At 75.3% G+C, this 26384-nt stretch carries 20 protein-coding genes and 1 CRISPR repeat array; of the genes, 12 read left to right on the forward strand and 8 right to left on the reverse strand.

Going from position 1 to position 26384, the window contains the following annotated elements:
* Positions 1 to 146: 146 nt before the first annotated feature.
* The 4 genes from ACFC0B_RS11690 (at position 147) to ACFC0B_RS11705 (ending at position 8012) form a co-directional block, all read left to right on the forward strand.
* Positions 147 to 3602 (forward strand): hypothetical protein, encoded by a 3456-nt coding sequence (locus ACFC0B_RS11690; RefSeq protein ID WP_376084991.1) that lies wholly within the window; start codon positions 147 to 149, stop codon positions 3600 to 3602.
* 213 nt (positions 3603 to 3815) lie between these two features.
* Positions 3816 to 4469, forward strand: a complete 654-nt coding sequence (locus tag ACFC0B_RS11695; protein ID WP_376084992.1) for an ABC transporter ATP-binding protein — start codon at positions 3816 to 3818, stop codon at positions 4467 to 4469.
* On the forward strand, positions 4466 to 6961 hold the full coding sequence (locus ACFC0B_RS11700) for a hypothetical protein (protein WP_376084994.1): 2496 nt from the start codon (positions 4466 to 4468) through the stop codon (positions 6959 to 6961). Before ACFC0B_RS11695 ends, ACFC0B_RS11700 begins: the two co-directional genes overlap by 4 nt.
* 277 nt (positions 6962 to 7238) lie before the next feature.
* The gene (locus tag ACFC0B_RS11705) at positions 7239 to 8012 is read left to right on the forward strand and encodes a maleylpyruvate isomerase N-terminal domain-containing protein (protein WP_376084995.1); all 774 of its coding nucleotides are present in this window, start codon (positions 7239 to 7241) and stop codon (positions 8010 to 8012) included.
* A 236-nt stretch (positions 8013 to 8248) separates the two neighbouring features.
* On the opposite strand, the gene ACFC0B_RS11710 is transcribed toward ACFC0B_RS11705, so the two are convergent.
* A complete protein-coding gene (locus ACFC0B_RS11710) occupies positions 8249 to 8953 on the reverse strand; it encodes an alpha/beta fold hydrolase (RefSeq protein WP_376084997.1) in 705 nt (234 codons plus the stop codon).
* 36 nt (positions 8954 to 8989) lie between these two features.
* Positions 8990 to 9151 carry a hypothetical protein gene (locus ACFC0B_RS11715; RefSeq protein WP_376084999.1) on the reverse strand — a complete coding sequence of 54 codons (162 nt, stop codon included), beginning with the start codon at positions 9149 to 9151 and terminating at the stop codon, positions 8990 to 8992.
* Positions 9152 to 9261: 110 nt separating this feature from the next.
* On the opposite strand from ACFC0B_RS11715, the gene ACFC0B_RS11720 reads away from it, so the two are divergent.
* Both ACFC0B_RS11720 and ACFC0B_RS11725 read left to right on the forward strand, forming a co-directional pair.
* Positions 9262 to 9930, forward strand: a complete 669-nt coding sequence (locus tag ACFC0B_RS11720) for an ABC transporter ATP-binding protein (protein WP_376085001.1) — start codon at positions 9262 to 9264, stop codon at positions 9928 to 9930.
* Complete coding sequence (locus tag ACFC0B_RS11725) at positions 9927 to 12212, forward strand: hypothetical protein (RefSeq protein ID WP_376085003.1); 2286 nt, start codon at positions 9927 to 9929, stop codon at positions 12210 to 12212. The genes ACFC0B_RS11720 and ACFC0B_RS11725 overlap by 4 nt, the downstream gene beginning before the upstream one ends.
* Before the next feature lie 247 nt (positions 12213 to 12459).
* Here ACFC0B_RS11725 and ACFC0B_RS11730 read toward each other — a convergent pair whose 3' ends face one another.
* Genes ACFC0B_RS11730 through ACFC0B_RS11740 form a run of 3 tightly spaced genes read right to left on the reverse strand, consistent with a single transcriptional unit; the run spans position 12460 to position 15688 of the window.
* The gene (locus ACFC0B_RS11730; protein WP_376085005.1) at positions 12460 to 13545 is read right to left on the reverse strand and encodes a hypothetical protein; all 1086 of its coding nucleotides are present in this window, start codon (positions 13543 to 13545) and stop codon (positions 12460 to 12462) included.
* A gap of 19 nt (positions 13546 to 13564) precedes the next feature.
* Positions 13565 to 14509 carry an NAD-dependent epimerase/dehydratase family protein gene (locus ACFC0B_RS11735; protein WP_376085007.1) on the reverse strand — a complete coding sequence of 315 codons (945 nt, stop codon included), beginning with the start codon at positions 14507 to 14509 and terminating at the stop codon, positions 13565 to 13567.
* A gap of 54 nt (positions 14510 to 14563) precedes the next feature.
* Positions 14564 to 15688, reverse strand: coding sequence for a DegT/DnrJ/EryC1/StrS family aminotransferase (locus ACFC0B_RS11740; protein WP_376085009.1), 1125 nt, complete (start codon positions 15686 to 15688; stop codon positions 14564 to 14566).
* 497 nt (positions 15689 to 16185) lie between these two features.
* Between ACFC0B_RS11740 and ACFC0B_RS11745 the strand changes: the two genes are divergently transcribed.
* From ACFC0B_RS11745 to ACFC0B_RS11765, 5 genes are all read left to right on the forward strand, one after another.
* Positions 16186 to 18417, forward strand: coding sequence for an MMPL family transporter (locus ACFC0B_RS11745; protein ID WP_376085011.1), 2232 nt, complete (start codon positions 16186 to 16188; stop codon positions 18415 to 18417).
* A 240-nt stretch (positions 18418 to 18657) separates the two neighbouring features.
* Positions 18658 to 19860: a sensor histidine kinase gene (locus ACFC0B_RS11750; protein ID WP_376085013.1), complete on the forward strand. Its 1203-nt coding sequence runs from the start codon at positions 18658 to 18660 to the stop codon at positions 19858 to 19860.
* Positions 19857 to 20540 carry a response regulator gene (locus ACFC0B_RS11755; protein ID WP_376085015.1) on the forward strand — a complete coding sequence of 228 codons (684 nt, stop codon included), beginning with the start codon at positions 19857 to 19859 and terminating at the stop codon, positions 20538 to 20540. Before ACFC0B_RS11750 ends, ACFC0B_RS11755 begins: the two co-directional genes overlap by 4 nt.
* A gap of 97 nt (positions 20541 to 20637) precedes the next feature.
* Positions 20638 to 21520: direct repeats of the CRISPR family, unit length 28 nt; unit sequence CTCGGCCCCGCACGCGCGGGGATGGTCC.
* Positions 21521 to 21701: 181 nt separating this feature from the next.
* The gene (locus tag ACFC0B_RS11760) at positions 21702 to 22178 is read left to right on the forward strand and encodes a hypothetical protein (RefSeq protein ID WP_376085017.1); all 477 of its coding nucleotides are present in this window, start codon (positions 21702 to 21704) and stop codon (positions 22176 to 22178) included.
* A complete protein-coding gene (locus ACFC0B_RS11765) occupies positions 22175 to 22576 on the forward strand; it encodes a hypothetical protein (RefSeq protein WP_376085019.1) in 402 nt (133 codons plus the stop codon). The genes ACFC0B_RS11760 and ACFC0B_RS11765 overlap by 4 nt, the downstream gene beginning before the upstream one ends.
* 12 nt (positions 22577 to 22588) lie before the next feature.
* On the opposite strand, the gene ACFC0B_RS11770 is transcribed toward ACFC0B_RS11765, so the two are convergent.
* The 3 genes from ACFC0B_RS11770 to ACFC0B_RS11780 are packed head-to-tail and all read right to left on the reverse strand — an operon-like array spanning position 22589 to position 23581.
* The gene (locus ACFC0B_RS11770; protein WP_376085021.1) at positions 22589 to 22900 is read right to left on the reverse strand and encodes a DUF1048 domain-containing protein; all 312 of its coding nucleotides are present in this window, start codon (positions 22898 to 22900) and stop codon (positions 22589 to 22591) included.
* 1 nt (position 22901) lies between these two features.
* The gene (locus ACFC0B_RS11775) at positions 22902 to 23258 is read right to left on the reverse strand and encodes a DUF1048 domain-containing protein (RefSeq protein WP_376085023.1); all 357 of its coding nucleotides are present in this window, start codon (positions 23256 to 23258) and stop codon (positions 22902 to 22904) included.
* Positions 23255 to 23581, reverse strand: a complete 327-nt coding sequence (locus ACFC0B_RS11780; RefSeq protein WP_376085025.1) for a PadR family transcriptional regulator — start codon at positions 23579 to 23581, stop codon at positions 23255 to 23257. Before ACFC0B_RS11780 ends, ACFC0B_RS11775 begins: the two co-directional genes overlap by 4 nt.
* A gap of 323 nt (positions 23582 to 23904) precedes the next feature.
* On the opposite strand from ACFC0B_RS11780, the gene ACFC0B_RS11785 reads away from it, so the two are divergent.
* Positions 23905 to 26304 carry a penicillin acylase family protein gene (locus ACFC0B_RS11785; RefSeq protein WP_376085026.1) on the forward strand — a complete coding sequence of 800 codons (2400 nt, stop codon included), beginning with the start codon at positions 23905 to 23907 and terminating at the stop codon, positions 26302 to 26304.
* The last annotated feature ends 80 nt before the right edge of the window (positions 26305 to 26384 follow it).

Below are 26384 nucleotides of genomic sequence, written 5' to 3' on the forward strand. Positions count from 1 at the left end.
TCGCGGTCGAGATATAGACCTGCCGGGGCCGGAGAACTCATCGCCGCGCCGGTACCCGGTTGCTCCGTACCCGCCGTCCGGCTCACCCGGGCCGGGCGGCGGAAAACCGGTGGGACACCCCTGTCGCACCCGGCCACAATGACCGCATGCCGCACGACGCCGATCAGTTGCTCGCCGACCTCGACCCGCTCCCTCACCCGGAGCGTCAACGGCTGGTCGCCCGCAGGGCCCGGGAGCTCGCCGCCGACGGCGGGCTCCCGGGGCTTCTGGCCGAGCTGGAACGCCGCGGTGTGTACGGCCGCCGGCTGGCCGCGCTCGCCGCGTCGGCCGGCGGCGCCACCGACCACCTCACCGAGCGGCTGACCGACCCCGACCCGGTGGTCCGCGGGTACGCCCTGCGGGCCGCCCGCACCCGGGGCATCCCGGACGCGGCGATCGAGGCGGCCTTCACCGGGGCCTCCCGCGTCCTGCGCCGACAGCTGGCCCGGGTCGTCCGGCACGGCCGCCGCCACCGGCTCGCCGAGCGGCTGGTGGAGGACCTGCGCGCCGAGTGGGGCGACACCGAGGCCGCCCGGCTGCTGTCCGCCTGCGGCCCCGCGTTCGTCGGCCGGACCCTGCCCGACCTCGCGCACGCCGCCCCGCTCGCCCCGCTCGCCGCGCGTTTCCCGGACGAGGTCCTGGACCACCTGGAGCGGGTCCTCGCCGAGCACCCCGAGACGCTGCGGCTGGGGCAGTGGCCCGCCCTTGCCGACGCCCTCGGCGCCGCCGTGCGCGCCCGCCCCGAACGGGTCCTCGACCTGCTGGAGCGGTTCGGCCCGGACCTCCCGCTGCGCCGCGACCAGCTGCCGCGGCTGGCCGCCACGGACGCCGAACGCACCGTCCGGCTCCTCGCCGATCCACGGCGCGGCGCGGTCGGACCGTACACCGCACCGCCCACCACCGGCACGCTGCGCCGACTGGTGCGCGCCGACCCGCCCTCGCTCCCCGACCTGGGCCGCCACTGGCTGGCCGCGCCCCGCTGCTTCGCCGCCCTGCTGCGGGCCCTCCCGCCGGGCCGGCGCGCGGCGTTCCTCGACCTCGTGTACGCCGGAGCCCTCCCTCGGGAGGCCGAACTCTCCCTCCTGCTCCCGCTGTTCCCGCACGCCCGCCGCCATGCCGAGGCGCGGCGGCAGGTCGCCGCACGCCGCGCGGAGGGCCGTCCCTGGGCCCGGATCGCCCCCGCCCTGGCGTACCTGCCCACCGAGGAGGCCCAGCCCGAGCTGCGGGCCGCTCTCTCCCGCCCGGACGCCGGCGACCGGGCCGCCGCGTGGACGGCCCTGTTCGCCAACGCGGCCGCCTCCGACGACCGGGCCGCCGTCCAGGACGCGCTCGGCCTGCTGCCGAGGCTGCGCAACGAGCAGGACCCGGTGCGCTGCGCGGCGCTGACCGCGCTCGTCCGGGTGCCCGCCCGGCTGCTGACCCGGGCGGCGGTGCCCCTCCTCGACGCCGCCGTCGAGGACGCGATCGGCGCCCGTGACTGCTCGCACGCCACCCGCGCCGCCCTGCAGCGATTGGTCACCGAGGTCCTGCGCGAGCACGCCCTCGCCGGTGGAGCCGAGTTGGTCGACTGGGCGCTGCGGAGCCTGCGGCGGATCGCCGGGCAGACCGGCACGGTCGAACTCGGCCCACTGGAGCACCGGCTGCGGCGGGGAGACGAACACGCCGTGTTCGCGACCTTGCGGCCGTGGCTGGACACCATGGCCGGCACCGCGGACCACTGGCTCCTGTTCACCCTGGCCCGTTCGTTCGGTCGACGGGCCCGCGGCATCCCGGACCTGCAGGAACTCCTCCTGCACGCCCTCCGGTTCGGGCCGGACGGCGCGTTCGGCACGGCCGCCGCCCTGTGGCTGGACGACCCGCGCACCCGCGGTTCCCGGGTGGCCGAGATCCTTCAGATCGAGCCCTCCGCCGCCGTTCTGCCGCCGGTTCGGCAGGTGCTGGTGGAGCAGCGCACCGACCTGCTCGACCCCCTGCTCGACCCCGTGCCGCCGTACGGGCGGTTCCTCCGACGGCCGCAGCGGGCGACCCTGCCACCCACCCGGTCGGCGAGCCGCTGGACGCCGCGCCAGTGGCGGGCCGCCGCCGGCCTGGCCGCCGCAGTGGCGAGCGACCCCACCGTGCCGCTGCACGGTCGCGCCGCGGCCGTCCACGCCGCCGCCGCGATCCCGCAGTACGGCGAAGCGGTCATCCGAGCCCAACTGGACTCCGCCCCCAAGGACTCCGCCGAACCGGACTCCGCCCCCAAGGACTCCGCCCAACCGGACTCCGCCCCCAAGGACTCCGCCGAACCGGACTCGGCCGAGGTGGTGCTCGCCGAGGCGGCGCTCGCCGCGCTGGCCCGGACGGACCGGCCCGCCGAGGCGCTGGACGACCTGCTGGCCCACGCGGGCGGCAACCGTGCCCGGGTCGCGGTGTATGCGGCCGCCCGGGCCGCCCGGTCCGCCCCGCCGGGCGAGCTCGCCGAGCGGCTCGGCGAGCTGCTGTCCCGGGCGCAGGGCACCAAGGTGACCAGCCGCAAGGAGGCGGTGCGGCTGGCCGCCGAGCACCTGCCCCCGCGGGCCGCCGCCGACCTGCTCGTCGCCGCGTACCGCGCCGAAGGCCAGCACCAGGACGTGCGCGCCGCAGCGGTCGCCTTCGCGGCCGATCTGCTGGACGCCGAACCGGTCTGGGAGCTGCTCGCCGAGGCCGCCGGGCAGGGTTCGCCGGCCCTGCGCCGCGCCGTCCTGCGGGCCGACCCCGGGCACCTTCCTCAGACCCACCGGGCCCGCTACGCCCACCTGGTGGCCTCCGTCGCCGCCGCCCCGGACCCGGAAGTCGCCAGGCCCGCCCTCACCACGCTGCCGCGCTGGGCCGCCTGGGCCCCGCAGACCGCGGACGTGGCCCGGCAGGCCGTCACCGACCTCGCGAACCGGGGAAGCTGGCGCGAGGCCGCGGGCGCCGTCCGCACGCTCGCCGCCTCCGGACTGCCCCACCCGCTCGGCGGCGCCGCCCCCGGCAGCCTCCTGCACCGCACGCTCACCGAACTCGCCGCCGCCACGCGGACGGACGACCCTCACGCCGCGGACGACCGGGACCTGCCGGCCCGCCGGAGGCTGGCCCACCTCGCCGATCTCCCGGCCGATGAACGCCACCGCCCCCTGCTCGCCGGCGTCGCCGACCTGCTCGCGGCCGAACCCGACCTGGCGGACATCAGAGCGGCCGCGCTGCGCCGGCTGGTGGACCCCGCGGCCGGGCCGCAGGCGCTGGCGGACGCACTCGGCGCGCTCGCCGAAGCCCACCGGAACCGGCCTGCGGCGGCCGCGTTCACCGCCCTGGCGCTGCTGCGCGAGCACACCTCGGGCCCGTTGCCGCCGCCCGGGACGCTCGACGCGCTGGTGCGCACCGCCCGCCCGGACGGCGACACCGCCGCAGCTGCCGGGTTGTTCGCGACCGCGCTGACCGAGGCGTTCGGCGACCGCCTCGGCTGGCCCCGGGAGTGGCGGACCCTCCTGCGCGAGCTGCGCCGGCATCCTTCGCCGGACGTCCGGGACCGCGCCCTCGCGGCCGTCACCCAGCGAGAGTGACCCGCCGCCGGGCCGTCCGGCGCGCGGCACCCGGTGTGCGGGGTCTGCGCCGAGGAAGAGGCCTGTCAGGCTTGAGCACACCCGGCGGGCCGCCGCTTCGGGGCGGCCCGCTCTGCACCGGTCGAAGAGGAAGAACACATGGCAAGCGTCAGTCTCTCCGGGGTTCACCGGACGTACCCAACGAGCGGCGGGGACGTCCACGCGGTGAACGGTGTGGATCTCGAAGTCGCCGACGGGGAGTTCGTCGTCGTCATGGGCACCAGCGGTTCCGGGAAGACCACGCTGCTGAACCTGATCGGCGGCCTCGACCGGTCCACGGCGGGGCGGCTGGAGGTCCTGGGGATGGACCTCCCCGGCCTGTCGGAGGCCCGGCTCGCGCAGTTACGGATGGTCTCCATCGGCTTCGTGTTCCAGGAGTTCAACCTGCTCCCCGAGCTGACCCTGCAGGAGAACGTCGCGCTGCCGCTGGAGGGGGCCGGGGTGGCCCGGGCGCAGGCCCGCCGGCGGGCCGACGAGGCGCTCGCCCGGGTCGGCCTCGCCGGCCTCGGCCCGCGCTTCCCCGACGAGGTGTCGGGTGGGCAGCAGCAGCGCGCGGCCATCGCTCGCGCGGTGGTCGGCGAGCGCCGGCTGCTGCTCGCCGACGAACCGACCGGGGCCCTGGACTCGGCGACGGGCGCGCAGGTCATGAGCACGCTGCGCGAGCTGTGCGACTCCGGGGTCACGGCGATCGTCTCCACCCACAACCCGGCCAACGCCGAACACGCCGACCGCGTCGTGCGGATGCAGGACGGCCGGATCGTCGAGATCACCGCCGGCGGCTCGCGCCCGAACGACGCCGAACCGCGCAACGCGGGATCACACGGATGAGGCGGGAACGCGACACCGCGCTCTGGCTCGCCTGGCGGCTCGTCGTCGGCCGCGGCCGGCGCCGGTTCACCCTGATCGCGCTGTTCGCCGTCCCCGTGCTGCTGTCGACGGTGGCGATGCAGACCATCGGGGTGCTCAACCCGTCGGGCCCGCAGAAGGCCCGCTCCCAACTCGGCCGGGCGAACCTCGCGGTGACCCCGGCCGTCGTCGGAACGGAGCAGCCGGACCTCGCCTCGGCGGTGCCCGGCGCCCCCCTGCCCTCCGACGGGGTCGTCCCGCTCCGCTCGACCCTGGCCCTCCCGGTGGTGGTCTCGGGCCGGACCGAGCAGCTCCCCTACCGGGAGACGGACTGGTCGAGCCCGCTGCTCTCCGGCATGACGCGCACCCTCTCGGGACGGCTGCCGAGCGCCCCCGACGAGATCGCGGTCTCCCGCACCCTGGCGGAGGACCGGCACCTCTCCCCGGGTGACACCGTCCGCTACGCCTGGGCCCCCGAGGGCGCCGGACCCGCGCGGATCGTCGGGACGGTGGAGGACCCGACGGGCTACCGGGCGCGCTTCGCCATCGGCGCCCCCGGACTGTTCTCCCGCTGGGACGATCGGACGCACACCGGCCTGATCGGCCTGTCCACCAAGTGGCTGGTGCGGACCGACGCCGCCACCGAGGCGCGGATCACCGCCGCGGCCGCACAGCGGCACTGGCAGGTGACCACGCGCGAGGCCCTCTCCTCGGGCCGGAGCCTGCTGGAGGCCCAGCCGGGCCTGCTCGCCGTCCCCGGACTCGCACTCGTCCTGTTCAGCGCCGCCGCCGCGTTCAACCTTCGGATGCGGCGACTGAACCGGCAGTTGGCGATGCTGTCCGCCGTCGGCTTCAGCGGCGACCGGCTGGTGCGCCTGGCCCGCTCCGGCGGAACCGCGGCCGTCGCCATCGGCACCGGCATCGGCGTCCTGGGCGGCATCGTCCTCGGCCAGGCCCTGCGGCCGCTGATCCGCTCGGTCGTGGAGCGGGACCTCGGCGCGTTCTCGGTGCCCTTCGCCGCGCTCGCGCTGCTGGCCGTCGGGTCGGTGGCCGGCGGCGTCGCGGGCATCTGGCTGCCCACCAGGCTCGCCCGGACGGCATCGGTGCGCGAGCGGCTCACCCGCGCCCCGCGCGCCGGTGGGCGCTCGCGCCGCCACACGGTCCTCGCCGTGTCCGGGGCCTCAGGTGTGCTGCTGCTCCTGTTCTCGACGACCCGGCGCGCCGGCGTGATCGGCCCCGCCGGAGCGGTCCTGATGGTCCTGGCCGCCCTGACCGCCCTGCCGGACCTCCTGCACCTCCTGGGCCGCCTCTCCGCAGGCCTGCCGCCGGCCGGACGCTTCGCGCTGCGGGACCTGGCCCGGGAACGCCGCCGACCGGTCGCCGCCGTCGCCTCCAGCGCCCTGGCCGTGGTCCTGGCCGTCAGCACGGCCTCCTTCGTCGCTTCCCAGACCGAGCAGGACCGCCGCACCCACGTCGGCTCGCGCCACCTGAACCAGGTCGAACTGCCCCTGCGTTACACGGAACCCTCGGAGACGGTCCTGTCCGCCGTCCGCGGCGTCGTCGGCCGGGACGCACCGGTGGAGGAGATCCGCGCCGCCGTCCCCGCCGGCGCCCGCCCCACGGCCGAGGGCAACCGGCTCTCGGTGCCGTCCGCCCGGCTCGTGATCGGCACCGTGCCCGGCGGAAGCGTCCAAGTGGTCGACACCCCCGAACAGTTCCGAGACCTCACCGGCCGCACCCCCACCCCCCGCGAACGGCAGGCACTCGGCGGGACACAGCTGCTCGTCCTCGACGGGACCGCCCCGACCGGAACCGCCCCGGTGGCACTGCTGCTGCCACCGGCACCCGGCGACGCGGCGTCCCGGCCCGTTCCGGTGGACGCCGTCCGGTCCGACCCGGTGGACGCGGTCACGCTCACCCAGGCGAAAGCCCTGCTGAGCAGCGCGACCGCCCGCGCCGCCGGACTGGTGCCCTTCACCGTCGGCTACCGGGCCACCCTGCCCGAGAACCCGCCGGCCGACCTGGAGGAACGGCTCGGCCGGGCCGTGGAGCCGCTCGGCATCCCGACCTCCGACCTCCACGTCGAGCGAGGGTACGAGCCACCGGTGCCCGCGCGCTGGTCGGTGACCCTCGCCATCGGCGCGGTCATCGCCCTGGTGTCGGCGATGACCGCCGCCGGCGGCGCCGCCCAGGAGATCCGCCCTCGCATGCTGCTGCTGCGGGTCATCGGCTTCCGCGGCGGGGTCCAGCGACGGATCCTGGCGACCCAGGCCGCGGTCATCACCGGCCTGGCCATGCTCATCGGCGTCCTCGGCGGCTGGCTGGTCGCCGGGAGCCAACTGTGGCCGGAGGACATCCCGGTGGCCATGCCGTGGTCGACGATCGCCGTCACCGCGCTCGGCGTCGCGACGGCCTCGTCGGCCCTGGCGGCCGCGCTGCGCCCCCGGACCGACTCCCGGCTGCGCGAGCGCTGAGGGCCGAACGGCCCGTCACCGGCACCCCCGGTGACGGGCCTTCGCCGTTCCCGTGCGGGCGGCAGCGATCTCACGCACCTGCACACGTTCAGCCGCGTGATCATCCTGACCGCCCAGGGCCGCCCGGCACAGCAACCGGGCGACACGGCACGACGGGGCAGGCGTCGCCGGATGCGGCACTGGCTGTCGTTCCACTCCTCGTTCCGCCCGGCCGTCGACGCGTTCGTCCGACAAAATTCGCTACCCGGCGGCCGACGCGCCGTGATACACAACCGGCGTGCAAAAAATCTTGGAGTTCCCCGAGGTCCTGCGGCTGATCGAAGACCGCTCGGCCGCGTTCCGCGCCGCGATCGCGTCCGCCCCCGACCTTGACGTCCAGGTCCCGACCTGCCCGGACTGGACGCTGCGCGAACTGGCGCAGCACCTCGGTGACGGCCGCCGCCGCCAGGCCGCCATCGTCGCGGCGGGCCCGGGCGCCGAGCCCCCGGCGAGGACGGACCCGAAGGGCGCCCCGACCGCGCCCCGCGACCGCGAAGCCCTGGACGCCTGGCTCGCCGAGTCGACCGGGCTCATGCTCGACGCGCTGCGCGAGGCCGGCCCGGACCGCGGCTGCTGGACCTGGTGGGGCCGCTCGCAGGCCCCGGAGACCAGCGGAGCCCTGGCCCGGCACCAGATCCAGGAGATCGCGGTCCACACCTACGACGTCCAGCTCACCCAGGGCGCCGCACAGCCGCTGCCGACGGACATCGCGGTCGAGGGCGTCGACGAGTTCCTGACGACGGTCTCGGCGACGACCGTCCCCTGGCCGTTCAAGCCGGCGACCATCGACCTGCACGCGACCGAGGGCCGCTCCTGGCGCCTGACCCTCAACGCCGACGGCGTCCGCTGTGACGACCTCGCCGCCGACGCGGAGCCGGGCGACCTGGTGATGCGAGGCGCAGCGAGCGAACTGGTCCTCTACTTCTACGCGCGCGTCCCGCTCGACGGCCTGGAGAACACCGGCGACACCGAGCCGATGGAGCAGCTCGCAGAGTGGGACCCGAACGCGTAGGACACGCGCTTTTGCGGGCGCCACCCGGCCCGGGGCTGCGGACATCGCGCGGCTCCGGGCAGGCCGCGGGCCTGCTGTTCAAGGGTGAAGGGCTCTCGCTCGGCCTGACGCCCGGTCAGTGAGTCGACTGCGGCCGCTTCGAGGCTGTCACGGAACGGATCCGGGTGCGCCGCCCGGCCGCCGTCACCGCCGCAGCACTCGTCATCCGGCTCCGCTCGTGGCCGCCAGGACAGCCCCTAGCCAGCGGGGGCTATCCGGGCCAGCAGGGTGGCGAGTTGCCGGGGCATGGAGAGGAACGGCGAGTGGCTGCTCGGCAGTTGATGCACGGAGCCGGCGCGGGTCGCGAGCTCGTGCTGCCGGGAAGGGGCGAGTGCCCGGTCGTGGTCGCAGACGATGTAGCTTGACGGGACGGTGCGCCAACCCGCTGTGGTCACCGGCTCCGTGAAGGAGCGGATGCTCTGCGGGCGCAGCCGGGCCACGGCGCGCTCGGCGTCGGCCTCGGGCACGTCGGCGAAGAGCACCTGCCGTGCGTTCGGGTCGGGCGGGGTGCGGCCCGTGCCGTCGTCCGGAACCGGTGTGCCGAGGAAGCTGAGGAGGCTCTCGCCGACGTCGAGTTGGAAGGCGGCGAGGTATATCGCGCGGGTCACGTTGGTGGCGTCCGCGATGGCCTGGGTGCTGGGGACGCCGCCGTAGGAGTGGGCGACCACCACCACCGGGCCGTCGATGCGCCGCAGGCTGTCCCGGATGACCTCCGCGTCGTCCCGCATGCCCGCCCGGGCGCTGCCTCCGCGCGGGTCGGCCGACGGGTCGGTGCTGGGCAGGTCGACGGCGTGGGACCGCCGGCCGTCGGCATCCAGCGCGGAGCGCACGGCGTCCCAGCACCAGGCACCGTGCCATGCCCCGTGGACCAGCAGGAAGCTCGGCCGTTCGGTGGCGGTCATCTGCGGGTGCCTCCGTGGTCTCGACTGCGGGGCTGCTCAGGACTCCTGACGATACTCCTCGGCCTTCGCACCGTCGTTCGGCTCCGGTCCGGCCGGGACCGCGACCAGCGGTCCGCCCCGCTGCGGGTCTTCCCCTCCGGCGCCGCCGAAGCCGCTCGGTTCGATGTCCGGGACGTCGACCACAATGAGGGTGACCACTGCTACGTCGACGCCTCGTTCAACTCGAACCACTCGGCCGGCAGCCGGGTCTCCCGGCAACTGGACGTCGACACCAACCGGGGCTGCTACGGCCCGCAAGGAGTGAACGCGTGCCACCAGTGCTGAAAGCCCGGGCCCTGCATCTGAGTTACGGACCGGCGGCCGCGGTGGCGGGCGTCGATCTGAGCGTCGACCCCGGGGAGGTGGTGGGGGTGGTGGGGGCCTCCGGATCGGGGAAGACCACGCTGCTGCACTGCCTCTCCGGGCTCCTGCTCGCCGACAGCGGCAGCGTCCTGTTCCGCGATCGGCCGGTCGAGGCCATGTCGGTGCGCCGGCGCGACGAGCTGCGCCGCTCGCACTTCGGCTTCGTCTTCCAGTTCGGCGACCTGGTACCGGAGTTGACCCTGCTGGAGAACGTCTCCCTGCCGTTGCGGTTGCAGGGGCTGCGGGCCAAGGAGGCCAGGCAGCGGGCCGGCGAGCAGTTGGCGGCGCTGGGGGTCGGGGGACTGGGGCGCCGGACGATCGGGGAGGTGTCCGGGGGCGAGCTGCAGCGGGCGGCGATCGCGCGTGCACTGGTGCACCGTCCGGACGTGGTGTTCGCGGACGAGCCGACGGGAGCCCTGGACGACCGCAACTCCGAGGTGGTGTTCGGGCTGCTGCTGGAACAGGCGCGGGAGCACGGAGCGGCGGTGGTGCTGGTCACCCACGATCGGCACCTGGCGGCGCGTACCGACCGGACCGTGGTGCTGGCCGCAGGACGGGTGGTGGAGCCGGCGTGAACCCGAAAGCCACGGTGTGGGCGGCGTTGGCGGTCGCGTGGCGGGCGGTGCTGTCCCGTCAGGCGCGGCGCCGGGTCGTCCTGCTGGCCCTGGTCGGGGCGGTGTCCGCACTCGGGGTCCTTGCCACGGCCGGTGCGGCGGCGATGAAGGGGCGTGAGAGTGCCCGCTCAGCCGCTGCGGTTCCGGTGTTCGGCCCGCAGGCCGGTTTCGGCGGGGTACCGGTGTTCAGCCGGCCCGGCGTGGCCGAGACCGGCTGGAGCGAACTGGAGCACGAGTACCGCGGTCGCACCGTCAAGATCGTGCGGGTCGCCGACCCGCACGCCCGCGGCCCGCTCCCGCCCGGTGTCGCCGCCTGGCCGAGCCCCGGGCGGGCCCTGGTCTCGCCCGCGCTTGACCGGCTGATCCGCAGCGCCCCCGCCTCCATCGGACGGTGGTTCGCCGGGACGGACACCGAGGTCCTTCCGCCCCGTGCCGTGGGCAGCGCCGGCCAGCTGCTCGCCTACGTCGGCGTCACGCCCGCAGAGCTGGGGACCCAGCAGGGCCCGTTGACGGGCTTCGGCGGTGGAGGCGGCGGCGGATTCGGCTGGTACCCGGCGCTCGGCTCCATGCTCTTCCTGGTCATGCCCGCCTTCGCCCTCGTCCTGACCGCGAGCCGCTTCGGCCGCGAGGTCCGCACCACCCGCTACCAGGCGCTGCGCCTGCTCGGCCTGCCCGCCGCCCACGCCCGGCTGGCCGGTGCGCTGGAGACGGCGGCGCCGGTCGCGGCGGGCGCGCTGGCCGCCGCGCTCGCCTGGCCGTTCCTGCTGCCGGACATGTTCGCCCTCCCGGTCACCGGCCGCCGGCTGTTCGGCGCCGACCTGCGGGTGCCGGGCGGGCAGGCGGTTGCGGTCGTTCTGGGCGTCGCCGTGCTCGCCGGAGTCCTGGGCGCGGCCACCGCCTCGGGCTCCGACCGGGCCTCGCGCGAGGTGCGGATCCTGCGGCCGGTGCGGCTCACCAGCCCGTGGGTGGCGCTGCTGTTCGGCGCCGGACTGCTGCTCCTGGCCGTGGCCTACTCCCGGCACAAGCCGCGTGACCCGCTGCTGTGGGCGGCGATCGTGCTGCTCGGCGCGGGCCTGCCCAGCGCCGCCGCGTGGACGGGCCAGCAACTGGCCCGGGTCCTCGGGCGGGTCGAGGCGGGCGTGGTGTGGCTGCTGGCGATGCGGAGGCTGGCGGCGGATCCGCAGTCCCGCTTCCGGGTCGCCGGGATGGTCGGGATCGCCGTCTTCGCCGTCGGTGCCGCCCAGCCGGTCTCCCAGGTCGTGGCCCAGCCCCACCTGCCCTGGGTCGCACAGGCACGCGCGTCCGGCCACACCGACCTGCTCGCCGAGGCCGAGACCCTGGAAGCCGTCCCCCTGCGGCTGACGGAACCCCCGGCGGCCGTGCACGGCGTGGTTCCCGCCGTCGCCCTGTGGGCCCCGGGCCAGGACCCGGCCACCCGTCCCGCGCACGCCGCGCTCGTCGCCGACTGCCGCCAGTTGCAGGAGCTTTTTGCCCGGCCGCTGCCCGACTGCGTCGGCGGCCGGATGACGCTGCGGGCCGGGGGCCCGCCGACGGCGGACGGGGAGCCTGCGGCGCAAGGTCCGTCGGCTGTGGAAGGGGACCTGCTCCTGCGCTCCGCCGACCGGACCCGGCAGGCGAGCGTTCCGCCCGCCGCGACGACGCTCGACCTGCCGGCCGGCCTGGACACGCCGGTCTGGGCCGTCATGGTGCTGCCGCCCGACGACCCCACCCTCGCCGACCTCGGCGACCCGTTCAGGATCGCCGCCTACCTGCGTGTCGCCGTGGACCTGCCGGCCTGGGAGGAGGCGAGGACCTGGGTGGTGTCCTCGTCGCCCGCCTACCGGCTGGAGAACTCCTACGAGTTGTCCGAGGTCACCGACAGCACCGGCAGCTGGGTCCTGCTCGGGCTGACCGCCGCTGCCGCCCTCACCGTCCTCGGCGCGCTGCTGACCGTCGCCGAGGACGGCGGACGCCGCCGGGAATGGTTCGCCCTGCGGGCCCTCGGCATGGCCCGCGGCCGGCTGACCGCCGTCCAACTCACCGAAGCCCTCGTCACCGCCGCTCTCACCGCGGCTCTGGCCACCCTCGCCTCCACGGCCGTCGGCGTCACCTATCTACGCATCAACGAGGACCACCTCGACACCAGCCTTCCCTACCTTCTCGCGGCGGGTGCCGGCATCGGCGTCGTCGTCCTCGCCGCCGCTGCCAGCAGCTGGGCCACCCTGCGCACCCCTCGTCGCTAGGTGCCGGTTCATCACCGGCCGCTGAGGCTGGGCCATCCCCGCGCGTGCGGGGCCGAGGAGGTGGAGGACGATCTGCCGCACCCGGCCACGGGGCCATCCCCGCGTGTGCGGGGCCGAGAAGCCGGCCACCGTCGGCGCCTCCCCGGGGCGGGGGCCATCCCCGCGTGTGCGGGGCCGAGGCTTGCCGAGCTGCGATGTTATCCGGCGGGAGTGGCGCGGCGCATCGGTTCGGCGTGGGCGGGCGGGGTCAGGCCAGACCGACCCTCTCCAGCGCCGCCGCGAACCCCGTGCGCCAGCCCTCCGGGGTGGCGCCGGGGGAGGGGGGCGGGGCGGGGCGGTCGAGGGCGGCGAGGGTGGAGCGGACGACGTCGGGTGGGCGGGCGGAGACGACGTCGGCGTGGCCGAGTTCCAGTTCGTGCTGGAGGTTGTCGCGGCCGTGGCCCTGGACGATGTCGAGGAGGAGGAGACGGCGGCCGAGGGCGCGGGCCTCGCTGCAGGTGTCGCCGGAGGTGGTCACCACCAGGTCGGCGGCGGACATCAGGGCGGGCACCCGGTCGGTCCAGCCGAAGGGGTGCAGCCTCGGTCGGCGCGCGGCGGCGCTCCGCAGGCGGCGTTCCAGTTCGGTGTTGCTCCCGGCGACGGCGAGGACGTGCGGTCCGGCGTCGGCGAGGGCGGCGGCGGTCCGGGCGAGCGGGCCGAGGCCCCACGCGCCGGACATCAGCAGCACGCACCGCGCCTCCGCCGGCACCCCCAGCTCCGCCCGCGCCCCGGCGTGCGAGGGCGGGCGGTAGAAGGGGGCGCGCAGCGGGGCGGGCAGGACGGCGACCGGGGCGTCGGGGCGGTAGCGGCGCACGCCGCAGGCGGCGACCTCGGAGGTGACCAGGAAGAGATCGGTCTCCTCCTGCACCCAGAGCCGGTGCGGGGTGACGTCCGTGCACAGCACCAGGTGGCGGAAGGGCCCGACCGAGCCCCGGAGCCGGTTGACCGCCGAGGTGGCGGTGGCGAACACCGACACCACCAGCTCCGGCCGTTGCTCCCCGAGCAGCGCCCGCAGCGCCGGGACCAGCCGCCGCCGCGCCGCCGCGTCGGCGAGCAGCGCGATCCGGGCGCCGGGGCGCAGTGCCGAGAAGTGGAACGCGTCGTAGAGGCCGGGCAGGCCGAGCAGCCGCCGGAACACCGCCTCCCCGGCGGTGCCGGCGCGCTGTCCGAGCAGGGCCATCGCGTCGACCGTGCCGGTCGTCCAGCCGCGGGCCTCCAGGGAGTCGGCGCAGGCCCGGGCCATCACGTCGTGGCCCTGGCCGAGCGAGCCGGAGACCAGCAGCGCGTGCGGCACGGTTCCGCCCCCTCCTTTCTCAGGCGCCCGGTTGCGGGGCGGCCTCCGCCCGGTACCAGTCCGCGTAGCGCTGCACGCCGTCGGCGAAGTTGGTCCGGGGTGACCAGCCCAGCAGCCGTTTGGCCTGGGCGGCGGAGATCCGGCGTGCGGCGTAGTCGGCGGTCCGCGCCTCGATGTGCTCGATGGTGACCGGGCCGAGCAGCTCGTCGACGGTGTCGGCGATGTCGCGGACGGAGACGGCGGTGGAGCCCTCCAGGGCGAAGGTCTGGTCCTCGGCGGCGGGGGAGAGGGCCCGTACGTGGGCGTCGGCGAGGTCCTCGACGTAGACGAAGTTGCGGCTCTGCCGGCCGTCGCCGGCGATGGTGATCGGGCGTCCGGTGAGGGCGGCCTGCACGAACCGGGCGACCACCAGCTCGTCGCGCATCCGGGGGCCGTACGGGATGCCGTACCGCAGGATGGTGAAGTGGCGGCCGTACAGCTGGCGGTAGCTGTGCACCAGCATCTCGGCGGCCAGCTTGGTGGCGACGTACAGGTGCCCGCTGCGCTCCAGCTCGATCGGCACGTGCTCGTCCAGCTCCTGCTCCTCGCCGTCCAGCGCGGCCTCGGTGAGCGCGGCGCCGTACACCCAGACGGTGCTGGCCAGGACGGTGCGGCTGAGGTCGTTGCGGCGGGCCGCCTCCAGGACGGCCTCGGTGCCGTCGATGTTGGCCCGGACGGCGCCGACCGGGTCGGCGGCGACCCGCTCGACGTCGGCCTGGGCGGCCAGGTGGAAGACCACCTCGCAGCCGTCCAGGGCGGTGGTGAGCGCGGGCAGGTCGAGGACGTCGATCCGGGCGTGGTCGGCGTCGGGGTTGAGGTACTTGTCGGTGGTGTCCACCGCGAGCACCTCGTGCCCGGCGGCGAGCAGCCGGTCGACGACGTGTGAGCCGATGAATCCGCATCCCCCGGTGACTGCTATCCGCACGGTGTCCTCTCCTTTGTCTACGTGCTGTGCCTGGGTGCTGCGCCGGTGTCGGGGTCATCCCGCGAAGCGGCGGTGGACGGCGCTCACCGCCTCGATCACCCGGTCGGTCTCGTCCTCCGTCATGTCGGAGTGGACCGGCAGGCAGATCTGCCGCGCGCAGACGTCCTCGGCGACCGGGAGGTCCGCGCGCCGGTAGGGGGCGAGCACCGGCTGGAGGTGCAGCGGCAGGTCGTACACCTCGCCGGAGAGCCGTACGTCGTACTCCTCGGCGACCGCGCGCTTGAAGGCGGCCCGGTCCACCCCGCGCGGCAGCAGGGCGACGTACTTGTAGTAGTTGCCGCGGCAGCCGGCCGGCTCGGTGACCGGGTCCAGGCCGTCGAGCGCGCCGAGCGCGGCGTCGTAGCGCTGGGCGACCCGGCGCCTGGTCTCCACGAACTCCTTGAGCCGGCGCAGGTGGACGGTGCCGATGGCGGCGTTCGGCTCGCTCATCCGCCAGGAGGCGCCGAGCCGGACGTGGTGGTTGGTGGTGAACGAGCCCTTGCCCTGGTCGCGATGGACGCGGGCCTCGTCGCGCAGCTCGGCGGACTCGGTGAGGATCATGCCGCCCTCGCCGCTGGTGGTGACCTTGGTCGGGTAGAAGGAGAACGCGCCGGCCGCGCCGAAGCCGCCGGCCGCCCGCCCACGGTAGCTGCTGCCGTGGGCGTGCGCGGCGTCCTCGACCAGCGGGACGCCCCGGGCGTCGCAGATCGCGCGCAGGGCGTCCACCTCGGGGGTGATCAGCCCGCCGATGTGGACCAGTACGACGGCGGCGGTGTCGGGGGTGAGCGCGGCCTCCAGGGTGTCCGGGCCGAGCGCGAGGGTGGCCGGGTCGACGTCGGCGATCACCGGCCGGGCGCCGGCGTGCAGCACGGCTCCGGCGGTCGCGTAGAAGGTGACGGCGGGGACGACCACGTCGCGGCCGCGGACGTCGAGGCCGCGCAGGATGATCTCCAGCGCGGCGGTGCCGCTGGCGACGGCGACGGCGTGCGAAGCGCCGTGCTCGGCGGCGAAGGCCTGCTCGAACCGCTCGGTCCAGGGGCCGAGGGTGAGCGCGCCGGTGGCGAGCATCTCGCTCACCGCCTCGGCGACGGCCGCGCGGTCGTTCTCGTCGAACACGATGCGGGCGGCGGGAACGCCCATGGGCACCTCCGGCTGCGGGACGGGCTGTGCCCCTCGGGCCGTCGGGGACCGGCAGAGGCCGTCGGGGACCGGCAGAGACTGTCGGGGACCGGCCGGGGCTGACGGAGACCGTGGAGGCCGCGGGGACACATCGGTGGGGATCGGTACGGACCAGGACGAATCGTCCGGGCCAGGCACATCACGCTACTTCGCCCGGCGGGCCGCGGCCCGTCCGCACCTCCGCCCGGGTGACGCTCCGGGGACCGGCCGCCGGCGCCCGCCGCCGCGACCGGCCCTCGGCCGCAGGTCGGAGCCCGGCGCCCGGTCTCCGCCTCGGGGACTACTCCGTCCGGTGCCGCGCTGCTGCGTCCGCATTAGTCCGGAATGCCTGCACAGAGCCGACGCGGAGGAGACCCCCGCCGACGCAGGATGGCCATGCTCGGGCGCCCCGGCCCACCGGCCGAACACGCAGCCCGGTCCTCCCTACCTGCCCGCCATCCGAAGGAGTCCGCTCTCCCGTGGCCACTTTCCTCTACCGCCTGGGCCGATGGTCCTTCCTCAGGCGCCGGCTGGTGACCCTGCTCTGGGTCGCCCTGCTGGCCGCCGTCGGGCTGCTGGCCGCCAAGGCGCCGGCCGCGCCCGACGACGGCTTCGCGATGCCCGGCACCGAGGCGCAGAAGGCCTTCGACCTCATGGACGAGCGCTTCCCCGGCGCCATGTCCGACGGTGCCTCGGCCCGGCTGGTCTTCGTCGCCCCGTCCGGCCAGAAGATCACCGCCGCCGCCAACCAGCAGACGGTCGAGAACGCGGTCGCCGAGCTCGCCCACGGCGAGCAGGTCGCCAGTGCCACCGGCCCGTTCAAGGCCGGCGCGGTCTCCCAGGACGGCACCACCGCCTACGCGACGATCAGCTACAGCGAGAAGCCCGGCAAGGTCAGCGAGGGCGCCACCGAGGCGCTGAAGACCGCCGCCCAGCACGCCCGCGACGCGGGCCTCACCGTCGACATCGGCGGCACGGCGCTCATGGAGGTCGGCGAGGCGGGCGGTTCCGCCGAGGCGATCGGCATGGCGATATCCGCCGTCGTCCTGGTGATCACCTTCGGTTCGCTGCTGGCCGCCGGACTCCCGCTGCTCACCGCCCTGATCGGCGTCGGCCTCGGCATCGCCCTGATCACCGCGCTCGGCAGCACCCTCGGCCTGTCCACCACCACGAGCACGCTGGCGATGATGCTCGGCCTCGCCGTCGGCATCGACTACGCGCTCTTCATCGTCTCCCGCTACCGCGCCGAGCTCCTCGACGGCCACGAGCCGAAGGAGGCGGCCGGGCGGGCCGTCGGCACCGCCGGCTCGGCCGTGGTGTTCGCCGGACTCACCGTGATCATCGCGCTGGCCGGCCTCTCGGTGGTGGGGATCCCGATCCTCGCCAAGATGGGTATGGCCGCGGCCGGCACCGTGGTGATCGCCGTCGTGGTCGCGCTCACCCTCGTCCCCGCGCTGCTCGGCTTCCTCGGCCACAGGGCGCTGTCCCGCAAGGACCGCAAGGACCGCAAGGGCGGGCACGCCGCGGCCGCCGGCGACCGCCCCAACGGCGGCACCCGCTGGGCCCGGTTCGTGCTGCGCCGCCCGGTCACGGTGCTGGTCCTCGGCGTGGTCGGCCTCGGCGTCCTCGCCCTGCCGGCCCTGGACCTGCGGCTCGGCCTGCCCGGCGACGAGGCCAAGCCCACCTCCACCACCCAGCGCCGCGCCTACGACCACCTCTCCGAGGGCTTCGGTCCCGGCTTCAACGGCCCGCTGACCGTGCTGGTCGACGCCAAGGGCGCGGCCGACCCCAAGGCCGCGGCCGCCAAGGTCGGCGAGACCGTCAAGGCCCTGCCCGGCGTGGTCGCCGTCGCGCCCGCGGTCTTCAACCAGGCCGGGGACACCGCGCTGGTCACCGCCGTGCCGGCCACCGGCCCGAGCGAGGCGGCGACCACCGACCTCGTCCACGCCATCCGCGACAAGGCCCCCGAGCTGAAGTCCACGACCGGTGCGACCGTGCTGGTCAGCGGTGCGACGGCGATGAACATCGACGTCTCGCAGAAGCTCAACGACGCCCTGCTGCCCTACCTCGCGGTCGTCGTCGGCCTCGCGGTGCTGCTGCTCCTGGTGGTCTTCCGCTCGATCCTCGTCCCGCTCAAGGCCGCCCTCGGCTTCCTGCTCTCGGTGGTCGCCGCGCTCGGCGCCGTCGTCGCGGTCTTCCAGTGGGGCTGGCTCGCCGACCTGATCGGCATCGAGCAGACCGGCCCGGTGATGAGCATGATGCCGATCTTCATGATCGGCGTGGTGTTCGGCCTGGCCATGGACTACGAGGTGTTCCTGGTCACCCGGATCCGGGAGGCCTTCGTGCACGGCGAGGAGCCCGGCGAGGCCGTGGTCACCGGCTTCCGCTACAACGCCCGGGTGGTCACCGCCGCCGCGCTCATCATGATCAGCGTCTTCGCCGGCTTCATCGGCATGACCGAGCCGATGGTCAAGATGATGGGCTTCGGCCTGGCCGCCGCCGTCGCCTTCGACGCCTTCGTGGTCCGGATGGCGATCGTCCCGGCCGTCCTCGCCCTGCTCGGCCGCCGCGCCTGGTGGCTGCCGGCGAAGCTGGAGCGGATCATCCCCGACGTCGACGTCGAGGGCGCCCGCCTGCAGACCGCGGCGCCCGTCCCGGCCCCGGCCGAGGGCCCCGGCGCCGACCCGGCCCGCCACTCCGTGGGCGTCTGACCCACCCGGCCCTGCCGCGGCTCCCACCCCCACGGGAGCCGCGGCAGGGCCGTCCGCGACCGGTCGGCCCACCGACCGGTCAAAATGGTATGAACCGCATTCGAACGACGACCCCGGCGGTCGCACGTACTGCATCTGCAGTACGCCGCCACCGCCGGCCGTACCCCCACCCCCCTCGCCGGATCGTCCGGGACCGGCCGAGGGACCCGCCAGGGCAGCCCCGGACCGGGAGAAGCGAGCATGACCGACACCTGGCTGCGCCGCGTACGCCGCCGCCACCCCCGCCTGCTCGACGCGCTGCTCGTGGTCGCCGTGTTCATCGTCACCGCCGGGACGACCACCATCGACCGCCTCGGCAACCGCATCGACCCGAACCCGGCCGCGCTGGCCCTGGCCGTCGTCTCCAGCACCGTGCTCCTGGCCCACCGCAGCCGGCCCTACGTCGTCCTCGGGGTCACCCTCGCCTGCAGCCTGGCGCTCTGCTTCGTCGCGACCCAGCTCAACGCGGGGCTCGTCGCGCCGCTGCTCGCCGCCCTCTACTTCCTCGCGGTGCGCACCGACCGCACCACCGCGCGCGCCGCCACCGCCGTCTCGGCCGTGCTGGTGACCGCCGCCACGATCATCAACGAGCCCCACACCTCCCTCAGCGTCAAGATCGGCGTCGTCGCCTGGGTCCTGCTGCCCGGCGCCTTCGGCGACTCCGTCCGCAGCCGCCGCGAGCACCTGGCCGCCATCGAGGAACGCGCCGAACGCGCGGAGCGCACCCGCGAGGAGGAGGCCCGCCGGCGGGTCGCCGACGAACGCATCCGGATCGCCCGCGACCTCCACGACGTCGTCGCCCACCACATCGCGCTCGCCAACGCCCAGGCCGGCATCGCCGTCCACCTCCTCGACCGCCACCCCGCCCAGGCCCGCGAGATGCTCAGCCACCTCACCGACGCCACCGGCTCCGCGCTGCGCGAGCTCAAGGCCACCGTCGGCCTGCTGCGCCGCGCCGACGACCCGCACGCGCCGCTCGAACCGGCTCCCGGCCTGGACCGGCTTCCCGACCTCATCGGCGCCTTCGAACGGGCCGGCCTGCCTGTCCGGCTCGCCGTCGAGGGGGAGCCGCAGCCGCTCTCCCCGGGCGTGGACCTCACGGCGTACCGGATCCTCCAGGAGTCCCTGACCAACGTCGCCAAGCACGCGGCCGGCACCGCCGCCGAGGTCACCCTCACGTACTCCGGCAGCCGGGTGCTGCTGACCGTCGCCAACGACCGCCCGGCGTCCGCCGCCCGCTCCGCCGTCACCGTCCCCGCCGACGGAGGCTTCGGCCTGATCGGCATGCGCGAACGCGCCGCCGCCGTCGGCGGGCGGCTCACCGCCGACCGCCGGCGCGGCGGCGGCTTCCTGGTCTCCGCCGAACTGCCCCTGCGCACCGCCGCCCGAGAGGAACACCCGTGACCATCCGAGTACTGCTCGCCGACGACCAGGCGCTGCTGCGCGGGGCCTTCCGCGTCCTCATCGACGCCGAGGACGACATGGAGGTGGTCGGCGAGGCCGCCGACGGTCGCGAGGCCGTCGAGCTGGCGCAGGCCACCCGTCCGGACGTGGTGCTGATGGACATCCGGATGCCCGGCGTCGACGGCCTCGCGGCGACCGCCGCCATCTGCGGCGACCCGGACCTCTCCGGCACCCGGGTGCTCATCCTCACCACCTTCGAGATCGACGAGTACGTCGCCCAGGCCCTGCGGGCCGGCGCCGGCGGCTTCCTCGGCAAGGACGCCGAGCCGACCGAACTGCTCGCCGCCCTGCGCCGCGTCGCGGCCGGCGACCCCCTGCTGTCGGCCGCCGCCACCCGCGCCCTCATCGACCAGCTCCTCGCCCACCCCGAACCGGACCGCGGCCCCGCCGCCGCCCCCGAACGCCTCGCCGCCCTCACCGCCCGCGAACGCGAGGTGATGGCCATGGCCGCCACCGGCCTCAGCAACGAGGAGATCGCGGCCCGGATGTTCGTCAGCCCCTTCACCATCCGCACCCACATCCACCGCGCCATGGCCAAACTCGACGCCCGCGACCGCGCCCAGCTGGTCGCCCTCGCCTACCAGACCGGCCTCGTCCCGACACCGCGCCCGACGAAGTAGCCGGGGGAGCCCGGGCACGGCGGCTTGGCCGCCGGCCCGTCCCCGTCAACCGATGCGCTGCACTGCTTTCGCCCGGTAGCATCCCAGCTCAGCAAGCCTCGGCCCCGCACGCGCGGGGATGGTCCCGCCGACAGCCTCCGCGATGCGGATGGCCTGATCTCGGCCCCGCACGCGCGGGGATGGTCCCCCCCGGCCGTCGTCGAGATGCCCGTCGAGGTGCTCGGCCCCGCACGCGCGGGGATGGTCCCAACTTCGCTTCGGCCCCGCTGGGCCAGCGGGCCTCGGCCCCGCACGCGCGGGGATGGTCCGGCGCCCAAGGGCGAGACCCCGGCGAGCACCTACTCGGCCCCGCACGCGCGGGGATGGTCCCAGCGTCGTCGACCTGGTCAAGGCCGCCGGCGTCTCGGCCCCGCACGCGCGGGGATGGTCCCGCCGCGCTCAGCGCCAGCCGGCGGGGGGCGGCTCGGCCCCGCACGCGCGGGGATGGTCCGCCGTTGGGCCGGGCGTCCAGGTCCTGGACGAGCTCGGCCCCGCACGCGCGGGGATGGTCCCGTCTCGATGCTGCCGCCGCGGACGATGGCGTCCTCGGCCCCGCACGCGCGGGGATTGTCCCGCACACCCGGCCCCACATGGATCGACGCCCTGCTCGGCCCCGCACGCGCGGGGATGGTCCCCCGCCGATGGCGGAGCCGCCCGAGGTGCTGACCTCGGCCCCGCACGCGCGGGGATGGTCCCCGACTTCTCGCGAGCTCGCAGCCGGTCGCTCAGCTCGGCCCCGCACGCGCGGGGATGGTCCCGTCCTGTACTGCAGGATCACGGCGCAGCTTTCCTCGGCCCCGCACGCGCGGGGATGGTCCCCGCCCGCCGGGCTGCACACATCGCCCTGTTGACTCGGCCCCGCACGCGCGGGGATGGTCCCAAGTGCCCGTCCTGCTACGGCACCCGGTTCGGCTCGGCCCCGCACGTGCGGGGATGGCCCCAAGGGCGGGATCAGCTGGGCTGCCTTCGTGCGTGGGACTGGGCCGCCGCCGGGGAGGCCGTGCGGTGTGCCGAATCTGCATCGGCCAAGGCTGCCGGCACCACGCCGACCGGCCGGCAGCCGGTTCGTCCACGAGCGGAATTCGGCTGCGCCCGTCGGGCCCGGCACGGCAGGATGGCGGCATGGCCGAGTTGCTGTGGGAGGACGTGCGGGACCTCTTCGACCCCGACCTGATGGGTGCCCTGCCGGATCTGGAGGTGGCGGACACCTCGGTCGCGGACTGGCAGGCGCTGTTCGACCTGGTCGGCTCGATGCCCGGGTGGTCGTGGCGGTTCGCCGACGGGCCGGTCGGCGGTCCGCTGCCGTCGGCCGGCGCGGTCTTCGCCCGGTCGTCCGACGTGGACGAGGTTCTGCGGGTGTGGCCGGTGCCGGGTGTGGAGGTGGTCTTCCGGCCCTGGTCGGAGGAGGTGATCGACTTCGACGTGGATCTGCGCGAGTTGCAGGGCCAGGCGGGGGCGGACACCCTCTGCGGGCTGTTGTCGACGATCGGCCGCCGACTCGGCAGGCCGGTGACCATGGCCGCCGAAGGCGACCTGGGGTACCCCGTCCTCGGCTACGACCCGGTGGCCGACCGCGTCTCGAAACTGGTGGAGCGATGACGGACCAACGGGCGTGGACACTGACGGCGGACCGGCTCCCCGACGGGCAGGTGGCGGTGGCCATCGCTGCGCGCGGAGGGCGGGGCCGGGCGGGTGGGAGCTTCCCGCTCGGCGGCGGGCCGGCGGCGATCATGGGACGGGGGAAGCACGAGCCGGTGGTCGTGGCGTGCGCGGGTGGGCCGATGGAGCGGTGGGTGGTCACCGACCGCTCAGGCCGGTCCCACCCCCTGGAGTGGGTGGACGCCGCCGGACTGCCGCTGGGCGTCGCCGTCCTGCCCGCCCGCACCCGCGGGGTGGCGGTCCGCCGGCTGGGGGCCGACGGCACGCCCGACTTCGAGCTGCGCGAGAGTCCGCGCCTCCGGTGGCGCGCCCCCGTAGTGCCTCGGCCGGGTGGCTGAGGAGGACGAGTACTACTTCTCGCCCCTGACGGACTCCTGGTAGACGTCCGCGTACGTGCGCGAGCCCTCGACCAGGCCGTCGCAGAAGGCGGCGACGTCGGGGCCGATGAGTTCCAGGACGCCCTTGCCGGACGCGGCGCCCTCCTCGAAGAAGTCGACGATCCCGGGGAGCAGCGGGCCGTCGGGCAGGTCGACCGGGCCGACCTTGAACAGGTACCGCTGCATCTCCTGGTAGACGATCCGGTAGTCCGGCGGGAGTGCCTTGACCCGGGCCAGGTGCGCCCGCCACTGCTTCTTGCCCTCGATGATGTCCTGGATACCCACGTCAGCCTCCCAGCCGGCCCAGTTTCCTTGCGACGTTCCTGTTCAACTGCTCGCGCCACCGGTCGCGGTAGGTCCGGGCCCCCTCGCCGCCGGCCAGCGCCGCGCAGAAGCCCGGGATGTCGTCGCCGAGCACCTCGTGGACGCCCTGCCCGTCGGCCGAGGCTTCTTCGAGCAGCCCCAGGGCGGCGTCGAGGATCGGCATCAGGTTGCGGCCCGAGAAGTCCCCGTAGGGGACGAGGTGGCCCTTGACCTGGTCCCACGCCGCCCGGTGGTCGGCCGGCAGGGCCTCCGCCCGGGCTTCGAGCGCCTTCCACTCCCGGCTGAGACCGCTTCCCGTGACGGTTTCCCAGAAGCTCATCTCCCCTCCTCCTTCAGCTCGTTGATGCGCGATGAGACGTACTGCCACTTCGTCCAGAACGTCGCGAGCTCCTCGCGTCCGGCGTCGTTGAGCGTGTAGAACTTGCGCGGCGGGCCCAGCCCGGACGGTCGTTTCGCGGCCTGGACGAGCCCGTTCCGCTCCAGTCGCAGCAGGATCGTGTACACCGTCCCCTCGACGACGTCGGCGAAGCCGAGTTCGTTCAGCCGGCGCGTGATGGCGTAGCCGTAGGTCTCCTCGCGGCCGATGATCTCCAGCACGCAGCCCTCCAGCGTGCCCTTCAGCATCTCCGTCAGGTCGTCCATCGCGGCTCCTCCTCGGCCCTCCCGGTACTCCGTAGTACTGAGTACCACTACACGGTACCACCGAGTAGAGGTACGAGCCAGGGCCGTGCCGAGCGGAGCGCCGGACCGGTCCCGGGCGGTGATCACAAGGGCCCGACCTCCGCCGGACGGGAGGTTCGGGCAAGGAACACCCCCTCCCCGAGGGGTACGCCCGTAGGTCCAGCGGGTGAGGGGCGGGTCGTCCCGTGGGCCGATGACCGGCGGGCGCCTGCGGCGGCAGCGTGGGGGCCATGACGGACAACAGGACAGTGAACGAGCGTCAGAAGCATTCGCCCAGGAGGCGATTGACCGCAGGATCGCTCGCTCTCGGGCTGGCCGCGGGCCTGCTCTCCGCGCTGGTGCCCGCCTCGGCGCAGGCCGCCGACACCGACCTCGCGGCCGGCCCGGGGGCCGACCGCGGCGGCTGGACCGCCAAGATCCGCCGGACCGAGTACGGCGTCCCGCACATCCTCGCCCAGGACTTCGGGGGCGTGGGCTACGGCTACGGGTACGCGTTCGCCCAGGACAGCCTCTGCCAGCTCGCCGACCAGGTGGTCACCGTGCGCGGCGAGCGCTCGCGCTGGTTCGGGCCGGACGGCCAGTCGGTGGACCGGCTCGGCAACCTGGAGAGCGACACCTTCCAGCAGAGCGTGCTGCGCTCCGGAACGGTGCGGCGGCTGCTGGCCCAGCCGGCGCCGCTCGGCCCGACCGGCGAGGTGCGGCAGCTGGTCGACGGCTACGTCGCGGGGTACAACCGCTATCTGCGCGACACCGGCGCCGACCGCCTCCCGGACCCGTCCTGCCGGGGGAGGGGATGGGTCGGGCCGATCACCGCCGACGACATCTGGAACATCCTCTACGACGTCAACACCGGTGCGGGCACCGCCAAGCGCTCCACCGCCACCGCCGTCCCGGGAGCGGGCGCCGTGCCCGCCTCCGACCGGTCGGCCGCCTCCGCCTCTGCCTCCGCCGCCGTGCCGGGCCCGGCGTCCTGGGTGCGCCGGGCGGCCGACAGCCCCGACACCGGCAGCAACGCCTGGGCGATCGGACGGGACGCCGCCCGCGACGGCAACGGCCTGCTGCTGGCCAACCCGCACCTCAAGTGGGTCGGTTCGGAGCGCTTCTACCAGGCCCAGTTGACCATCCCGGGCGTCCTGGACGTCGCCGGCGCCGGCCTCTACGGCATCCCGTTCCTGCAGATCGGCCACACCAAGGGCCTCGCCTGGACCCACACCACCACCTACGCCGACCACGCCACCGTCTACCGGCTCTCGCTGGTGCCGGGCGACCCGACCGCGTACCTGGTGGACGGCAAGGCCGAGCGGATGGCCGCGGAGACCTTCCCGGTCACCGTCCGGGCCGCCGACGGCACGCTCTCCACCGTCGACCGGACGGTCTACCGCTCCCGCCACGGCTACGTCATGGCCGAGGGCTGGACCGGCGAGCACGCCTACACCCTGCGCGACGCCAACGCCGACAACCTCCGCTCCCTCAACGAGTGGGTGGCGATGGGCCGGTCGCAGAACCTCGACCAGCTGCGGCGGGCCCAGCGCACCTATCAGGGCGCCCCGTGGGTGTACACGACGGCCGTCGACTCCTCCGGGACCGCCTACTTCACCGACTCCTCCGCCGTCCCGCACGTCACCGACGCGCTGCGGGCGCGCTGCCTGGTGCCCAACCCCATCGTCGACGGCGTGCTGGACGGGGCGATCACCGCCTGCGACCCGGGCCGCGACCCGGACGCGCTGGTCCCCGGGGTGTTCGGTCCCGCCAACCACCCGGAGCTGACCCGCGCCGACTACGTGGCCAACGCCAACAACGGGCCGTACCTGACGAACGCGGACGCGCCGCTCGCCGGTCTGCCCGCCGTCTACAACGGCGCCCCGGAGCTCGCCGCGCGGCCGCAGCTGAGCCTGCGGATGATCGCCGACCGCCGGGCCGGCACCGACGGCCTCGGCGCACCCGGCTTCACCCTCGCCTCCCTCCAGGCGACCATGTTCGGCAACCGCGTGCAGAGCGCCGAACTGGACCGCGACGACGCCGTCGCCCTGTGCCGCGCCCACCCGGTGCTCGCGGCCACCGACGGCGCCCGGGTCGACCTGCGCGCCGCGTGCGACGTGCTCGCGGCCTGGAACGGCCGGGCCGACGCCGACAGCCGGGGCGCCGTGCTCTGGCAGGAGTACCGCGACGCCCTGGCCCGGACCCGGACGACGGCCTGGCAGACGGTCCCGTACGACCCGGCCCGGCCGCTCACCACCCCGCGCGGCATCGCCGCCGACCACCCGGACGCCCAGCGCGCGTTCGCCGACGCGGTGCGCGGCCTGGCGGCCGCCGGGCTGCCGGTGGACGCCCCGATCGGCCGCGTCCAGCGCTGGGCGGGGATCCCGCTGCACGGCTGCTCCGGTGTGATCGGCTGCTTCAACGTGCTCACGGCCGGGCCGGATTCGGGCGCGGGCGGCGGCACCTACCCGGCGGACGGCGCGAGCGTCCCGCACGGCTCCAGCTTCCTGATGGCCACCGAGCTGACCGACCGCGGCCCGCGCACCCGGACCCTGCTCACCTACGGGCAGTCGGCCGACCCGACCTCGCCCCACTTCACCGACCAGACCCGCCGCTACGCCCGCAAGCAGTGGGTGACCGAGCGCTTCACCGAGGCCGAGATCCGCTCCGCCCCGGGCCTCACCGTCACCACCCTGCGCCGCTGACCCACCGTCACAACTGTCCGCCCGGGCCACCGCCGTTCCCCGAACGGCGGTGGCCCGCAGGCGTGTTGAGGGGCGCGCCG

Origin of the sequence: Kitasatospora sp. NPDC056184, assembly GCF_042268405.1 — a bacterium.
Lineage (GTDB): Bacteria > Actinomycetota > Actinomycetes > Streptomycetales > Streptomycetaceae > Kitasatospora.

Coding starts and splice junctions, on each gene's coding strand:
- ACFC0B_RS11690 (WP_376084991.1), top strand. CDS start 147: ATGCCGCACGACGCCGATCAGTTGCTCGCCGACCTCGACCCGCTCCCT.
- ACFC0B_RS11700 (WP_376084994.1), top strand. CDS start 4,466: ATGAGGCGGGAACGCGACACCGCGCTCTGGCTCGCCTGGCGGCTCGTC.
- ACFC0B_RS11710 (WP_376084997.1), bottom strand. CDS start 8,953: ATGACCGCCACCGAACGGCCGAGCTTCCTGCTGGTCCACGGGGCATGG.
- ACFC0B_RS11740 (WP_376085009.1), bottom strand. CDS start 15,688: ATGGGCGTTCCCGCCGCCCGCATCGTGTTCGACGAGAACGACCGCGCG.
- ACFC0B_RS11750 (WP_376085013.1), top strand. CDS start 18,658: ATGACCGACACCTGGCTGCGCCGCGTACGCCGCCGCCACCCCCGCCTG.
- ACFC0B_RS11760 (WP_376085017.1), top strand. CDS start 21,702: ATGGCCGAGTTGCTGTGGGAGGACGTGCGGGACCTCTTCGACCCCGAC.
- ACFC0B_RS11765 (WP_376085019.1), top strand. CDS start 22,175: ATGACGGACCAACGGGCGTGGACACTGACGGCGGACCGGCTCCCCGAC.
- ACFC0B_RS11775 (WP_376085023.1), bottom strand. CDS start 23,258: ATGAGCTTCTGGGAAACCGTCACGGGAAGCGGTCTCAGCCGGGAGTGG.
- ACFC0B_RS11780 (WP_376085025.1), bottom strand. CDS start 23,581: ATGGACGACCTGACGGAGATGCTGAAGGGCACGCTGGAGGGCTGCGTG.